General features: G+C 67.3%; 13 protein-coding genes. 4 read left to right on the top strand and 9 right to left on the bottom strand.

Annotated features, from left to right (window positions below; genetic code table 11):
* Positions 1-105 precede the first annotated feature (105 nt).
* Together B2J89_RS10035 and B2J89_RS10030 are read left to right on the top strand one after the other, a co-directional pair.
* Positions 106-1,104, top strand: a complete 999-nt coding sequence (locus B2J89_RS10035; protein WP_169168937.1) for a recombination-associated protein RdgC — start codon at positions 106-108, stop codon at positions 1,102-1,104.
* 120 nt (positions 1,105-1,224) lie between these two features.
* On the top strand, positions 1,225-2,691 hold the full coding sequence (locus B2J89_RS10030; RefSeq protein WP_169168936.1) for an NAD-dependent succinate-semialdehyde dehydrogenase: 1,467 nt from the start codon (positions 1,225-1,227) through the stop codon (positions 2,689-2,691).
* A 31-nt stretch (positions 2,692-2,722) separates the two neighbouring features.
* On the opposite strand, the gene B2J89_RS10025 is transcribed toward B2J89_RS10030, so the two are convergent.
* On the bottom strand, positions 2,723-3,163 hold the full coding sequence (locus B2J89_RS10025) for an EamA family transporter (protein WP_169168935.1): 441 nt from the start codon (positions 3,161-3,163) through the stop codon (positions 2,723-2,725).
* A gap of 170 nt (positions 3,164-3,333) precedes the next feature.
* Between B2J89_RS10025 and B2J89_RS10020 the strand changes: the two genes are divergently transcribed.
* Together B2J89_RS10020 and B2J89_RS10015 are read left to right on the top strand one after the other, a co-directional pair.
* Complete coding sequence (locus B2J89_RS10020) at positions 3,334-3,777, top strand: GNAT family acetyltransferase (protein ID WP_169168934.1); 444 nt, start codon at positions 3,334-3,336, stop codon at positions 3,775-3,777.
* Positions 3,778-4,068: 291 nt separating this feature from the next.
* Complete coding sequence (locus tag B2J89_RS10015) at positions 4,069-4,320, top strand: hypothetical protein (protein ID WP_371809058.1); 252 nt, start codon at positions 4,069-4,071, stop codon at positions 4,318-4,320.
* Positions 4,321-4,491: 171 nt separating this feature from the next.
* Here B2J89_RS10015 and B2J89_RS10010 read toward each other — a convergent pair whose 3' ends face one another.
* From B2J89_RS10010 to B2J89_RS09975, 8 genes are all read right to left on the bottom strand, one after another.
* Positions 4,492-6,117 (bottom strand): SpoVR family protein, encoded by a 1,626-nt coding sequence (locus tag B2J89_RS10010; RefSeq protein ID WP_169168933.1) that lies wholly within the window; start codon positions 6,115-6,117, stop codon positions 4,492-4,494.
* Positions 6,114-7,382: a YeaH/YhbH family protein gene (locus B2J89_RS10005; RefSeq protein WP_169168932.1), complete on the bottom strand. Its 1,269-nt coding sequence runs from the start codon at positions 7,380-7,382 to the stop codon at positions 6,114-6,116. The genes B2J89_RS10010 and B2J89_RS10005 overlap by 4 nt, the downstream gene beginning before the upstream one ends.
* 37 nt (positions 7,383-7,419) lie before the next feature.
* Positions 7,420-9,342 carry a PrkA family serine protein kinase gene (locus tag B2J89_RS10000; RefSeq protein WP_169168931.1) on the bottom strand — a complete coding sequence of 641 codons (1,923 nt, stop codon included), beginning with the start codon at positions 9,340-9,342 and terminating at the stop codon, positions 7,420-7,422.
* Between the two features lie 253 nt (positions 9,343-9,595).
* Complete coding sequence (locus B2J89_RS09995; RefSeq protein ID WP_169168930.1) at positions 9,596-10,774, bottom strand: acyl-CoA dehydrogenase family protein; 1,179 nt, start codon at positions 10,772-10,774, stop codon at positions 9,596-9,598.
* A 106-nt stretch (positions 10,775-10,880) separates the two neighbouring features.
* Positions 10,881-12,068, bottom strand: a complete 1,188-nt coding sequence (locus tag B2J89_RS09990; RefSeq protein ID WP_169168929.1) for an acetyl-CoA C-acyltransferase family protein — start codon at positions 12,066-12,068, stop codon at positions 10,881-10,883.
* Between the two features lie 42 nt (positions 12,069-12,110).
* Positions 12,111-12,908, bottom strand: a complete 798-nt coding sequence (locus tag B2J89_RS09985) for an enoyl-CoA hydratase/isomerase family protein (protein WP_169168928.1) — start codon at positions 12,906-12,908, stop codon at positions 12,111-12,113.
* Between the two features lie 137 nt (positions 12,909-13,045).
* Entirely contained in the window at positions 13,046-14,815 is a 1,770-nt protein-coding gene (locus tag B2J89_RS09980; RefSeq protein WP_169168949.1) for a long-chain fatty acid--CoA ligase, read from the bottom strand.
* Between the two features lie 35 nt (positions 14,816-14,850).
* Positions 14,851-15,402: ABC transporter ATP-binding protein (locus tag B2J89_RS09975; protein WP_169168927.1), on the bottom strand; the 552-nt coding region annotated here is incomplete at its 5' end.

Genomic DNA, 15,402 nt, shown 5'->3' with positions numbered 1-15,402 from the left:
GCTTTGCGGGGCCGGTGGCCCCTGCCGGTGCGACCGGCCCGGGGGCTGCACCGACAATGCTGCGCTTGGGGTTGCTTTCCGACCCGCCAGAGATAAAGGGTGTCCGTGTTCAAGAACATGATCGTGTACCGCATCGCGCCGCAGTGGCAGATCGGGCTGGAACAAATCGAAGAGGCGCTGGCCAAGGCGCCGTTCATGGAGTGCGGCGCCACGCAAGAGCGCGCCTGGGGCTGGGTGCCGCCGCGCGGCGAGGCGCACGGCCCGCTGGCCGAATCCGTGGGCGGGCAGTGGGTGCTGCGCTTCATGGTCGAGTCCAAGGTGCTGCCGGGCTCGGTGCTGGCGCGCCGCGTGCAGGAAAAGGCTGCGCGCATCGAGCAGGAAACCGGCCGCAAGCCGGGCAAGAAGGAGGCCAAGGAGCTCAAGGACGAGGCCAAGCTCGACCTGCTGCCGATGGCGTTCACCAAGCAGGGCTCGATGTGGGTGTGGATCGACCGCGAGGCGCGGTTTCTGGTGCTCGACACCGCGAGCCAGGGCCGTGCCGACGAGGTCGTGACGGCGCTGGTCGAGGCGCTGCCGGGCCTGTCGGTGTCGCTGCTGGACACGCAGACCTCGCCGCAGGCGGCGATGGCGCACTGGCTGGCAACGCAAGAGGCGCCCGTGGGCTTCACCGTGGACCGCGAGTGCGAGCTCAAGGCCGCCGACGAAGAAAAGGCCGTGGTGCGCTACGCGCGCCACCCGCTCGACATTGAGGAGGTACAGGCGCACATCGCCGCCGGCAAGCTGCCGACCAAGCTCGCGCTGAGCTGGGACGACCGCGTGTCGTTCCTGCTCACCGAGGGCCTGCAGATCAAGAAGCTCGCGTTCCTCGATGCCGTGCTGGACGGCAAGGGCAAGGACGACGGCGGCTTCGACGCCGACGTGGCGATTGCCACGGGCGAGCTCACCAAGCTGATCCCCGACCTGATCGAGGCGCTGGGCGGCGAGAGCGAGCGCGGCATCGGCGCCGGTGCGGCCCCCGCGGGCAGCGCCGGCGCTGCGCCGCGCACCGTCACCGGCCCGGCCACGGCGCCGGCCGACACCGACCCCGAATCCGCGCCGTTCTGACGCGCGCGCTACAGCGCAGGGGCGGCGGCGCCGGCACAATGGCCCGCACCCCTGCCGGCCCGCCGCCGCACGCCGGCCCGGTCTTTTTCCTGTCACCGCCCACCACCACCGCGAGGTCCCATGAGCAGCACATCCACCCCCGCCCCGACCGCCAGCTATCCCGACACCCGCCTGCTGATCGACAACGAATGGCAGGACGCGCAGAGCGGCCGGCGCATCGACGTCGTCAACCCCGCCACGGGCGCCGCCATGGCGCAGGTGGCGCACGCGGGCCGCGTTGACCTGGACCGCGCGCTCGCGGCTGCGCAGCGCGGCTTCGAGGCCTGGCGCAACACGCCCGCCCACGAGCGCGCGCAGACCATGCGCCGCGCCGCCGCGCTGGTGCGCGCGCGCGCCGACGCCATTGCGCAGCTGCTCACGCAGGAGCAGGGCAAGCCGATTGCCGAGGCGCGCGGCGAGGTGCTGGCCGGCGCCGACATCCTCGACTGGTTTGCCGACGAAGGCCTGCGCGTCTACGGCCGCATCGTGCCGCCGCGCCGCCTCGATGTGCAGCAGCTGGTGCTCAAGGAGCCCGTCGGCCCCGTGGCCGCGTTCACGCCCTGGAACTTTCCGGTCAACCAGATCGTGCGCAAGCTTGGCGCGGCGCTGGCCACCGGCTGCTCGTTCCTCGTCAAGGCGCCCGAGGAAACCCCGGCCGCGCCGGCCGCGCTGCTGCAGGCCTTCGTCGATGCTGGCGTGCCCGCGGGCACGGTCGGCCTGGTGTTCGGCGACCCGGCGGAGATCTCGTCGTACCTGATTGCGCACCCGGTCATCCGCAAGATCACGTTCACGGGCTCGACGGCCGTGGGCAAGCAGCTGGCCGCGCTCGCAGGCCAGCACATGAAGCGCTCGACCATGGAGCTGGGCGGCCACGCGCCGGTCATCGTCGCCGAGGATGCCGACGTGGCCGCGGCCATCAAGGCCATGGCGGGCGCCAAGTTCCGCAACGCCGGCCAGGTCTGCATCTCGCCGACGCGCTTTCTGGTGCACAACAGCGTGCGCCAGGCCTTCACCGACGGCATGGTGCGGTACGCCGAACAGCTGAAGGTAGGCAACGGCCTCGACGCCGCCACGCGCATGGGCCCGCTCGCCAACCCGCGCCGCCTCACGGCGCTGGCCGAAGTCCTGCAGGACGCCAAAGCCAAGGGCGCCGAGGTGCTCACGGGCGGCGAACGCATCGGCAGCGCCGGCAACTTCTTCGCCCCGACGATCCTGGCCGGCGTGCCGCTCGACGCGAGCGTGTTCAACAACGAGCCGTTCGGCCCGGTCGCCGCGATCCGCGGCTTCGACACGCTCGACGAAGCGCTGGCCGAGGCCAACCGCCTGCCCTACGGCTTGGCCAGCTATGCGTTCACGCAGTCGATCAAGACCGCGCAGCAGCTCGCGCAGCGGCTCGACGTGGGCATGCTCTGGGTCAACCAGGGCCCGGCCGCGTCGGCCGAAATGCCGTTTGGCGGCGTCAAGGACTCGGGTTATGGCTCCGAGGGCGGCCCCGAAGCGCTCGAGTCGTATTTGGTGACCAAGTCGGTGTCGATCCTGTCGCTGTAAAAACCGTGGCGCGGCGCGCCATGGCGGCGCGCTAGCGCTTGATCGCCAGCACCAGCACGCCCGCCGCGACCAGCGCGATGCCCAGCCAGCTGGTGCCCGACGGGCGCTCGCCAAGGAACACAAAGGCGAACACCGCCACCAGCACCAGGCTGAACTTGTCCACCGGCGCCACTTTGGACGCTTCGCCCAGTTGCAGCGCGCGGAAATAACACACCCACGACGCGCCGGTGGCCAGCGCCGACAGCGTCAGGAACGCCCAGGTCTTGCCCGGCAGCTGCAGCGGATCGCTCCACTTGCCCGCGTACCAGACAAAGCCCGTGAGCACCAGAACAATGATGGCGGTGCGCACCAGCGTGGCGAGGTCCGAGTCCACGCCCTGGAGGCCGACCTTGGCAAAGATCGCCGTGAGCGCGGCGAAAATGGCCGACAGCGCGGCCCAGAAGAACCAGCTGTGGGAAGGGGTGGTTTCCATCTTGCGGTGCCTTTTTGCTCAGTTTTCCATAGCTTCCAGCGCATACAGGGTAAGGGATAGGTGCCAAAAAGACCAAAATCTACTTTCCTTGCGCAGCCTTGGGTCGCTGATCCCAGCTATCGTGGCCCCACCTTAACCCGACCTGGTTCGGTACACACGGCCCGCCCTCCATGCCCCACATCAGCTCTTACCTGCACGCCGCGCACGAGGCCGGCGTGATCGCCCTCTGGAACACCGTGTTTGGCCCGCAGACCGGGCACAACGCACCGGCGCTGTCGATCGCCAAGAAGCGCGCACTGGGCAACGGCCTGTTCTTCGTCTGCCTGGACGATGGCGACGGCGCCGTGGTCGGCACTACCCTGGCGGGCTACGACGGCCACCGCGGCTGGCTGTATTCGGTGGCCGTGCACCCCGCGCACCGCGGCCAGGGCCTGGGCGCCGCGCTGATCCGCCACGCCGAGCAGGCGCTGGCCGCGCTCGGCTGCATGAAGGTCAACCTGCAGATCGTCGAAGGCAACGCCGCCGTCGCGGGCTTCTACGCCACGCTGGGCTACCGTGTGGAGCCGCGCATCAGCATGGGCAAGCGGCTGGAGCAGAACATCCCGCTCGGGTGAAGCGGGGGATGCGTGGTGTGTTTTCGCCGTCTATCGCTTTGGCGATTTTGGCATGTGCGCCAACGGCTGTCTTTTGGACCATCGCCGCGAGACAGCAGCGTGGGCGCCGGCAACGGGATCGATGCGGTCGTCGGGCGCCGGTCCCGAACGCACGGAGAGTCCGTGCTGTGTAGGACGGGGTCTCCATCCACGGACATGCGGGAATCATTGGTTTGCGCCGCGAATCCCAGAAACCTCGCGGTCGCTTTGGCTGCGCGAAGGAGATTGTCCATGGTCAGAAATTTCTCGATGCTGAAGGTGGTGTGTATCGCCGCTTCAACAGCCGCCTTATGGGCTGCCGCACCCCTGGCCCAGGCCAAAGGGTGCCTGACGGGGGCAGCAGTCGGTGGCGCGGCAGGGCATGTCGCCGGTCACCACGCTTTGTTGGGTGCTGCCGCCGGTTGCGCTGTCGGCCACCACGCTGCGGCAAAGAAAGCCAAGACGGAGGCGCAAACGGAACACACCACCTCCAAAGCCGCTGCGGCAGTCCCTGCGTCCAAGTAGCCTGAAGGCGTCCCTTTTGGGAAATTAGGCCGATGCCGCCAGTGGCCGTGTCGGGACAGCGACCGCCTTGCCGCCCAACACCCCGTGCCACCGGCTCTCCGCCGGCTCTTTCTGTCCTGCCTCCCAGCACAGCGGGCGCAGAGAGAGGTTTCGGCGGCCTGCCGCACATCCTCAGATAGGGGGCGCTGGCACGCGGTGCAGCAGCATCGGCAGCTCGCCGTCGCCGTTGACGCTTTCGATCTGCACGCCAAAGCCCCACAGGCGTGCCACATGTTTGAGCACCTCCAGCGCATCGTCGGCCAGCGGCCGGCCTTGGTACTGGGTATGGCGCAGGGTCAGGCAGCGGTCGCCGCGCAGGTTCACGTTCCAGACCTGGATGTTGGGCTCGCGAACCCCCAGGTCGTATTGCTGCGACAGAGTCTGGCGCAGCAAGCGGTAGCCATCCTCGTCATGGATGGCGCTGACCAGCAGTTCCCTCTGGCTGGCGTCGTCGTGGATGGCGAACAGGCGCATGTCGCGCATCAGCTGCGGACTCAGGAACTGGCCGATGAAGCTCTCGTCCTTGAAGTTCTGCATGGCGTGGTGCAGCGCTGGCAGCCAGGGCGCGCCGGCGATGTCGGGGAACCAGAGCCTGTCCTCTGCGCTGGGGCTCTGGCAGATGCGCCGGATGTCGCGGTACATCGCAAAGCCCAGGGCATAGGGGTTGATGCCGCTGTAGGCTCGGTGACCGGGGGGCGGCTGGTAGATCACGTTGGTGTGCGAGGAGAGCCATTCGATCATCACGCCGTCGGTGAGCCAGCCCTCGTCGTACAAGGTATTGAGCAAGGTGTAGTGCCAAAACGTGGCCCAGCCCTCGTTCATCACCTGGGTCTGGCGCTGCGGGTAGAAATACTGGGCAATCTTGCGCACGATGCGCACGATCTCGCGCTGCCAGGGCTCCAGCAGGGGAGCGTTTTTTTCAATGAAGTACAGGATGTTTTCCTCTGGCTCCTTGGGGAAACGCTCGGTTTCCCGTGCCGCGCTGTCCTTGCCCCGGCGTGTTGGCAAGGTGCGCCACAGCACGTTGACCTGCTGCTGCACGTAGGCTTCACGCTGCTCGAGTTCGGCGCGCTCGCGTGCCAGGCTTTTCTTGGACGGACGGCAATAGCGGTCGACACCGAAGTTGGCCAGGGCGTGGCAGGAATCGAGCAACTGCTCCACGGCCGCCCATCCATAACGCTCCTCGCATTGGGCGACGAAGTCACGGGCATAGACCAGGTAGTCGATGATGCTGCCAGAATCCGCCCACATGCTGAACAGATAGTTGTTCTTGAAAAAGCTGTTGTGCCCATAGGCCGCGTGGGCAATCACCAGTGCCTGCATGGCCGTGGTGTTTTCCTCCATCAAATAGCTGATGCAGGGGTTGGCGTTGATGACGATCTCATAGGCCAGCCCCATGTGGCCCCGCCGATAGCGCCGCTCGGTGGCCAGGAATTCCTTGCCGTAGCTCCAGTGGCGGTAGTTGACCGGCATGCCCGCGCTGGCATAGGCGTCCATCATCTGCTCGGCGCTGATGATTTCGAGCTGGTTGGGGTAGGTGTCCAGACCAAAGCGTTCGGCCGTGGCGGCAATGACGGCGTGGTAGCGCTCGATCAGCTCGAAGGTCCAGTCGTTGGGGTCGGGCAGGGGGTGCATCGGGCGCTTCCCGGCCAACAGGGGGGCACAGGGCACGCCGCGCTGGCGCCCTCCTCCAGCGGCCTGTTTCCCGGTTTTTTGCCCCACGCGGCGTTCCAGCGCGGGGTACAGGGAGAGGTTCATACCGGTACCCCCTCTTTCTTGAACAAATCGCGAAACACGGGGTAGATCTCGCCCGGCTCGGACGCCTTGCGCATGGCGAAGTGGGGAAACAGCGGCAGCAGCCGGCTGTATTCCCTCCAGAGGTTTTGCTCCTCCTGCACCACTTGGACGTAGGCAAAGTGACGCACCAGCGGCAGGATTTTTTCGACCAGCAGATTGCGGCAGTTGGCACCGTCGTTGGGGAAGTTGTCACCATCGCTCGCCTGGGCCACATAGATGTTCCAGTCGCCCACGGGGTAGCGCGCGCGCACGATCTGGTCGAGCAGCACCAGCGCGCTGCTGACCACCGTGCCGCCACTTTCGGTGGAGTGGAAGAACTCGTCCTCGCTGACCTCGGCAGCCTGGGTGTGGTGGCGGATGAAGACGATGTCGATCTTTTCGTAGTGGCGCGTCAGGAACAGGTACAGCAGGATGAAGAAGCGCTTGGCCAGATCCTTGCGCGCCTGGTCCATGGAGCCGGACACGTCCATCACGCAGAACATCACGGCCTGGCTGTTGGGCACGGGCAAATTGGTGCGGTTGCGAAAGCGCAGGTCTATGGGGTCGAGAAAGGCCACCTTGCCCATGCGCGCCCTCAAGGTGTCAATCTGCTGCTGAAGTTCGGCCACGGCCGCGCTGGTGCCATCGTCCTGGGCCAGCAAGACATCGAGCTGTGCCAGCAGGCTCTGCAGCTCGCGGTGCGGCGCCTTGGTCAAAGCGATGCGCCGGCCCAGAGCGCCGCGCATGGTGCGCAGCACCGCCAGGTTGTGCGGCGTGCCGTCGTGGCTGTAGCCGGCGCGGCGCGTCTTGTATTGGGGTGTGTCGGCGATATGGGTGCGCAGCAGGCGCGGCAGGGCCAGGTCTTCAAAGAACAGTTGCATGAACTCTTCCTTGGACAGGGTGAAGCGGAAGTCGTCCTCCCCCTCTCCGCTGTCGCTGGCCTGGGAGCCCGTCCCGCCCGAGGCGCCCCGGGGCCGGGGGATGCGGTCACCGCGCGCATGGTCGCTGTTGCCGGGGTGCACGGTATCGCTGATGCCACCTGGGCCGTGGTGGAACACCGGCTCGCGGATGTCCTTTCGGGGAATGGTGATGTTCTCGGCCTGCTCGATGTGGCGGATGTCGCGCTCGGACACGGCGCGGCGCACCGCCTCGGCAATCTGCTCCTTGAAGCGGCGCACGAAACGCTCGCGGTTGCCCACCGATTTGTTTTTGCCGGAGAGCCTGCGGTCGATGATGTGCAGTGCCATCTGTGCTCCCACGCGTTACATGGTGCCGGCGCGCCGGTCAGCTGCTCTTGCGCACGCGCAGGTACCACTCGCACAGCAGGCGCACCTGCTTGGAGGTGTAGCCCTTGGCCTCCATGCGGGTAACGAAATCCTCGTGCTTGCGCGCATCCTCGGCGCTGGCCTTGGCGTTGAAGCTGATGACCGGCAAAAGTTCCTCGGTGTTGGAAAACATCTTCTTCTCGATCACCAGACGCAGCTTCTCGTAGCTGGTCCAGCTCGGATTCTTGCCCTGGTTGTTGGCGCGCGCGCGCAGCACGAAGTTGACGATCTCGTTGCGGAAGTCCTTGGGGTTGGCGATGCCTGCGGGTTTTTCGATCTTTTCGAGCTCGGCATTGAGCGCGTTGCGATCGAACACCTCGCCGGTGTCGGTGTCGCGGTATTCGCTGTCCTGGATCCAGTAGTCCGCATAGGTGACGTAGCGGTCGAAGATATTCTGGCCGTACTCGCTGTAGCTCTCCAGGTAGGCGGTCTGGATTTCCTTGCCGATGAACTCGGCATAGCGCGGCGAGAGGTATTCCTTGATGTAGCCGATGTACTTGGTCTCCAGCTCCGCAGGGAACTGCTCGCGTTCGATCTGCCGCTCCAGCACATACATCAGGTGCACCGGGTTCGCCGCCAACTCGGTGCTGTCGTAGTTGAAGACCTTGGCCAGGATCTTGAAGGCAAAGCGGGTGGAGATACCCGCCATGCCCTCGTCCACGCCGGCGTAGTCGCGGTACTCCTGGTAGCTCTTGGCGCGGGGGTCCGTGTCCTTGAGGCTGTCGCCGTCATAGACCTGCATCTTGCTGAAGATGCTGGAGTTCTCTGGTTCCTTCAGCCGCGTGAGCACGGAGAACTGCGCCATCATCTTGAGCGTGCCGGGGGCACACACGGCGTGGGCCAGCGAAGACTCGCGGATCAGCTTCGCGTAGATCTTCACCTCCTCGGAGACGCGCAGGCAGTAGGGCACCTTGACGATGTAGATGCGGTCCAGGAAGGCTTCGTTGTTGCGGTTGTTGCGAAACGCCTTCCACTCGCTCTCGTTGCTGTGCGCGAGCACGATGCCATCGAACGGTATGGCGCCAAAGCCTTCCGTGCCCTTGTAGTTGCCCTCCTGCGTGGCGGTGAGCAGCGGGTGCAGCACCTTGATGGGCGCCTTGAACATCTCGACAAACTCGAGCAGGCCCTGGTTGGCCAGGCACAGGCCGCCCGAGTAGCTGTAGGCGTCGGTGTCGTCCTGGGCGAAATTTTCCAGTTTGCGGATGTCCACCTTGCCCACTAGGCTGGAGATGTCCTGGTTGTTCTCGTCGCCCGGCTCGGTCTTGGCAATCGCCACCTGCTTCAGGATGCTGGGATAGCGCTTGACGACGCGGAACTGGCGTATATCGCCGCCATACTCCTCGAGGCGCTTCACGGCCCACGGCGAAAGCACATGCTGCAGGCAGCGCCGGGGAATGCCGAACTGTTCCTCCAGCACCGGGCTGTCCTCCACGGGATCGAACAGCCCCAGCGGGGATTCGTTCACCGGCGAGCCCTTGAGCGCGTAGAACGGCACCTTCTGCATCAGGTGCTTGAGGCGCTCGGCGATCGAGCTCTTGCCCCCACCCACCGGGCCCAGCAGGTACAGGATCTGCTTGCGCTCCTCCAGTCCCTGGGCCGCATGGCGGAAGAAGCTCACCACCTGCTCGATGGCGTCCTCCATGCCGTAGAACTCGGCGAAGGCGGGGTAGCGGCGGATGACCTTGTTGGCAAACAGGCGCGACAGGTGCGGATCCTGGCGCGTGTCCACCATCTCGGGCTCGCCGATGGCCGCCAGCATGCGCTCGGCAGAACTGCCATAGGCCGTGGGGTCGCGTTGGCAGTGGGCGAGGTATTCGTCGATCGACATTTCCTCTTCGCGCAAGTGGACGTAGCGTGCGGCAAAGTTGCTGATGGCATCCATACGACCTCCCGGGCGGCACCAGGGCGGGCGGTGCCGCAAAGTTGCAAGGCATTCACTGCCTCATGGGGTCGTTGTAGCACCATGGACCCGCTTTGAACAGGTCGTGAATCCCCCACCGCCGCGCGCCGCTCGAGGGTCCATCCAGAGAGGAACTTGCCCCCTGGAATCCGTATCCCATATCGTTTGAGCCATGCGATGCGATGCGCAGTGCATCGATCATCCCTGGCGGTTCTGTGCGGCACCAGCCGCCGCTTCACCGCCCCAACAAGCCCCGCGCCACCAGCTCTTTCATGATTTCCGACGTGCCGCCGTAGATGCGCAGCACGCGCGCGTCGGTCCAGAAGCGGGAGATCGGGTATTCGGCCATGTAACCGTAGCCGCCGAACAGCTGCAGGCACTGGTCGGCGACGCGGCCCATGAGTTCGCTGGTGTGCAGCTTCAGTGCCGACGCGGCCTCGGGGGTCAGTTCGCCGCGTTCATAGGCGTGCACGCTGGCGTTCAGGAAGGCCTCGGCGGCGGCGATCTCGGTGGCGCACTGGGCGAGCGTGAAGCGGGTGTTCTGGAACTGGGCCAGGGGCTGGCCGAAGGCCTGGCGCTCCTGCACGTAGCGCACCGTGGCGGCGAGCGCACCCTTGGCGCCGTGCACGGCCTGCACGCCGATGATGAGGCGCTCGCGCGGCAGCTCGCGCATCATCTGCACGAAGCCCTGGCCCTCGACGCCGCCGAGCAGGGCGTCGGCCGGCACGCGCATGTCGTGGAAGAACAGCTCGGACGTGTCGCCTGCGTGCTGGCCGATCTTGTCGAGGTTCTTGCCGCGCGTGAAGCCGGGCGTGGTCGCATCGACCAGGAACAGGCTCACGCCCTTGGCACCGGCCGCGGGGTCGGTCTTGGCGGCGAGCACGAGCAGGTCGCAGTTCTGGCCGTTGCTGATGAAGATCTTGCTGCCGTCGATGGCGTAGCCGTCGCCCAGCGCGTCGCTGACGCGGCGCGCGGTGGTGCGCAGGGCCTTGAGGTCGCTGCCGGCGCCGGGCTCGGTCATGCCGATGGCGGCAATCGCCTCGCCGCGCGCCATGCGCGGCAGCCAATGCGCGCGCTGCGCCTCGGTGCCGGAGTTGAGCAGGTAGGGCGGCACGATGTCGCTGTGCACCTGCAGGCCGCCGACCAGGCCGCCGTAGCCGCGGCGCGAGAGCACCTCGGCCACGGCGAACGAGAAGTGCGCGCCGGCGCCTGCGCCGCCATAGGCGTCGGGCACGTCGGCGCACAGGTAGCCCTGCGCGCCCAGTTGCGCGAACAGGGCGCGCGGCACCTGGCCCGCGCGCTCCCAGTCGCGGTAGTGGGGCTCGATCTCGGCGTCGCAGAAGCGGTCGAGCGATTGCCGGAACAGGTCGAGTTCGGCACGCTCGTCGGCGTTCAGGAAGTGGTTGGTCAGCATGCAATGGGCCCTGTGTTGCTATGGCTTGTGTAGCTGCTTGCGCAGACTGGATAAGGGCTGGAGGCCAAAAATACCAAACCCTGGCCTGGCCGCCGATTCCCCCGTGTCATACGCGCTCGAAGATGGCGGCAATGCCCTGGCCGCCGCCGATGCACATGGTCACGAGCGCATGGCGCCCGCCCGTGCGGTGCAGCTCGGCAATCGCCTTGGTCGTGATGATGGCGCCCGTCGCGCCGACCGGGTGGCCCAGCGAGATGCCCGAAGCGTTGGGGTTGACGCGGGCGGGGTCGAGGCTGAGCTGCTGGACCACGGCGCAGGCCTGCGCGGCGAAGGCTTCGTTGGACTCGATCACATCGAGGTCTTGCACGGTAAGGCCGGTGCGCTGCAGCAGCTTTTGCGTGGCGGGGACGGGGCCGATGCCCATGTAGGCGGGCTCGACGCCGGCGTGCGCCCAGCCGACCAGGCGCGCCAGCGGCTTGAGGCCCAGCGCCTGCACGCGCGCGCCCGAGGCCAGAACCACGGCGGCCGCGCCGTCGTTGATGCCCGAGGCGTTGCCGGCGGTGACGGTGCCGCCGTCTTTCTGAAACGCGGGCTTCATGCCGGCGAGCACGTCGAGCGTGGTGCCGGCACGCACATGCTCGTCGGTGTCGAACAGCACGGTGCCCTTGCGCGTCTTGATTTCGACCGGGACGATCTGCTCCTTGAAGCGCCCCTCGGCGATGGCATGGGCCGCGCGGCGCTGGCTCTCTGCGGCGAGCTGGTCCTGCATTTCGCGGCTGATGTTGTAGCGCTCGGCCACGTTCTCGGCGGTGATGCCCCTGTGCATCTTCTGCCAGGGGTCGTGCAGGATGCCGAGCATGTAGTCGATGCTCCGGGCGTCGCCCATGCGCGCGCCGTAGCGCGCGGCGGTGTCGAAGTAGGGCCCCCGGCTCATGGATTCGCTGCCGCCGCCAATCGCGATCTCGCAGTCGCCATGGCTGATGGCCTGCGCGGCCGAGACGATGGCCTGCAGGCCCGAGCCGCACAGGCGGTTGACGTTGAACGCGGGCGTCTCGATCGGGCAGCCGGCGTCGATGGCGGCGACGCGCGCGAGATACGCGTCCTTGGTGTCGGTGGGGATCACGTTGCCCATCACGACGTGGCCGATGGCGGCGGGCGCGAGGCCGCTGCGCTCGATGGCGGCGCGCACGGCAGTGGTGGCCAGCTGGGTGTTGGGCACGTCCTTGAGCGCGCCGCCGAAGGTGCCGATGGCGGTGCGCGCGGTGCTGAGGATGAAGATGTCGGGAAAGGCCATTGGGCGATCCTTGTAGCGGTGCAGAGACAAAAGAAAAACGGCTCAGCGGCCTTCGAAACGCGCGGGCTGCTTGGCGAAGAAGGCCTCGATGCCGGCGCGCATGTCGTGCGTGGCGGCGCAGCCTGCAAAGGCGCTGGCCTCGGCCTGCAGCTGGGTGGCCAGGTCGCGGTCGAACGCGGCGCGCATCAGCCGCTTCATCGCGCCATAGGCGAGCGTCGGCCCGTGGGCGATGCGCTCGATCAGCGCGGCGGCAGCGGTGTCGAGGTGCTCGGCCGGCACCACGCGGTTGACCAGGCCCAGGCGCAGCGCGTCGGGCGCAGTGAGCGTGTCGCCCAGCAGCGCGATCTCGAGCGCGTGGCGCAGGCCGACCAGGCGCGGCAGCGCCCACGAGGCGCCGACGTCGCAGCTGGTGCCCAGGTTGATGTAGGCCAGGTTGAAGCGCGTGCCTTCGGCGGCGATCACGAAGTCGGCCTGCAGCATCAGCGCCAAGCCCGCGCCGGCGGCCACGCCGTGCACCTTGGCGATGACGGGCGCGTTCAGCGTGGCCAGCACCTGCACGGCCTCGTTGAGCGGCCCGAGCAGGTCGGCCGCGCCCTGCACCGGGTCGGCGCGCAGTGTGGCCAGGTCGCCGCCGGCCATGAAGCCCTTGCCGGCGCCGCACAGCACGACGGCGCGTACGCTGGCATCGGCGGCGATGCTGCGCACGGCAGCCAGCAGCGCCTGCGCCATGGGCACGTCGATCGCATTGAGGGCGCCGGGGCGGTTGAAGCGCAGCGTGGCGACGGCGCCCTCGCGTGCGACGTCGAGGGGGGAGGCGGCAGAGGCAGAAGATGGCGACATAGAGGACTCCTGAAAAGGGAGCGCATGGCGCATGCCGGGCAAGCGTTTGCGGCACAGATTGCCATGAAACGCTTGCAGGTCATGCACCAGGTGCTCCTGTTTTTGACAAATGCCCGCCGGGGCGGGCGGCGTGGCGCTCAGTGGTACAGCGCCTCGATCTCGGTGGCGTAGGCTTTGTAGATGCTCGAGCGCCGCACCTTCATGGTCGCGGTGACTTCGCCGTCGTCGTGGTCGAGTTCCTTCGGTAAAAGATGGAACTTGCGGATCTGCGAGACCTGCGCGAGGCGCTGGTTGCCGCGCGCGATCTCGGCGTCGATCAGTGCGCGCACCTGCGGCAGCTCGACCAGCGAGCGAAAGTGCGTGAACGCGATGCGCTCGCCCTCGGCCCACTGGCCGACGGTGTCGTAGTCGATCATCACCAGCGCGCCGACGAACCTGCGGCCCTCGGCGACGACCACGCATTCCTTGATGTAGGGGCTGCCCTTCATGGTGTTCTCGATCTCGGACGGCGTGAGGTTCTTGCCGCCGGCGGTGATCATGATGTCCTTCAAACGGTCGACAATTTGGAGCTGGCCGCGCTCCTCGCGCACCACGTCGCCGGTGTGCAGCCAGCCGTCCACGATGGTCTCGGCCGTGGCCTCGGGGTTCTTGTAGTAGCCGGCAAACACCATCTCGCCGCGCAACTGCAGTTCGCCGTTGGCGGCGATGCGGTGCTCGACGCCGAGCGTCGGAACGCCGACGGTGCCGATGGCGACGTGGCGCGGGTCGTGGCCGAGCACCATGCCGGTCGATTCGGTCAGACCATAGACCTCGATCAGCGGCACGCCAAGCACGCGGAAGAAGCGCACCACATCGGGCGGGATCGGCGCGGCGCCCGTGAGCGCCACCCGCACCTGGCGCAGGCCGATGAAGTTCTGCAGCGCGCGGAAAATCAGCCAGTAGCTGGCGCCGAATGTCAGCCGCTCGGCCAGGCTCCAGGCGCTGCGCGGCTTCTCGGCCAGCGGCGCGCAGGCGGCAAAGGCCCGGTCGAACAGCCGGCGGCGCAGGCCCCCGGCCTCGTGCAGCTTGATGCTGATGGTGGCGTGCATCTTTTCCCAGATGCGCGGCACGCCGAGGAACAGCGTCGGCGCGATCTCGCGCAGGTCTTCCTGCACGGTGCGGATCGATTCGCCGAAATGCACCTGCGCGCCGGTGTAGATCGGCACGAAGGTGGTCAGCATCTGCTCGGCGACGTGGCACAGCGGCAGGTACGACAGGTGGCTTGTTGCGGCCGTGATCCCCAGGCGATCCACAATGCCCGGCACCACGCCGCGCATGTTGCGCCAGGAAATCATCGCGCCTTTGGGCTTGCCCGTCGACCCCGAGGTGTAGATCATCAGGCCGATGTCGTCGAGTGTCTGGCGCGCCAGCGCCGCGTCGATCGCGGCACTGCTGCCGACGGCGGCGCCGGCTTGCTCGACCTCGGCAAAGGTCACGATCAGGCCGCGCTGTGCGGGCGCGAAGCTGCGCAGGCCCTTCGGTTCGATCACCACGATCTTGCGCAGCCGCGGCAGCTGGTCGAGCGCTTCGAGCAGCTTGTCGGTCTGTTCCTGGTCCTCGCAGACCATGACCTCGATGTCGGCGTGCGCGACCACGTAAGCCACCTCGGCCGACGGGCTCGTCGGGTACACGCCCACCGCGACGGCGCCGACCAGGCCGGCGCCCATCTGCGCGAGCACCCACTCGGTGCGGTTCTCGGACAGCACGCCCACATGGCCGCCGTGGCCCAGGCCCAGCGCCTGCAGGCCCAGGCCGAAATGGCCGGCGCGCTCGTGGTAGCCGGCCCAGGTCAGCGGCTTCCAGATGCCAAAGTCTTTTTGCCGCAGGGCCACGCGCTCGGGCGTCCTGCGGGCGCGCTCGCGCAGCATCTGCGGCAGGGTCAGGTCAGGGAGTGCTTGCGGGCTCACGAGAGCCACCTCTTTCTGCGCTTGTAATGCTTGATGTCTTTGAAACTTTTGGCCTCGCCGCCGCCGCCCATGCCGAGATAGAACTCGCGCACGTCGGGGTCGCTGGCCAGGCGCTCTGCGCTGCCGTCGATGACGATCTTGCCGTTCTCCATGATGTAGCCGCTGTGCGCTACGGCCAGCGCCACGGTGGCGTTTTGCTCGACCAGCAGCATGCTGGTGCCGCGCTCGGCGTTGATGCGCGCGATGATGCCGAATATGTCCTCGACGAGCTTCGGCGAGAGGCCGAGCGAGGGCTCGTCGAGCAGGATCAGCTGGGGCTGTGCGATCAGCGCGCGGCCGATGGCCAGCATCTGCTGCTCGCCGCCCGACAGGTAGCCGGCCAGGCCCTTGCGGCGCTCGTGCAGGCGCGGGAAGTAGCGGTAGACCAGGTCGAAGTCGGGCTTGGGCGCACCGGTTAGCGTGTGTTTGCGGCCGCTGAGCGCGTAGGTGGCGGCGACCAGGTTTTCCTCGACCGTGAGGTCTTCGAACACGCGCCGCCCCTCCATCAC

The organism is Acidovorax sp. SRB_24 (genome assembly GCF_012931925.1).
The sequence above is the reverse complement of the archived record's forward strand: the minus strand, read 5'-3'. Positions and strand labels throughout refer to the sequence as shown.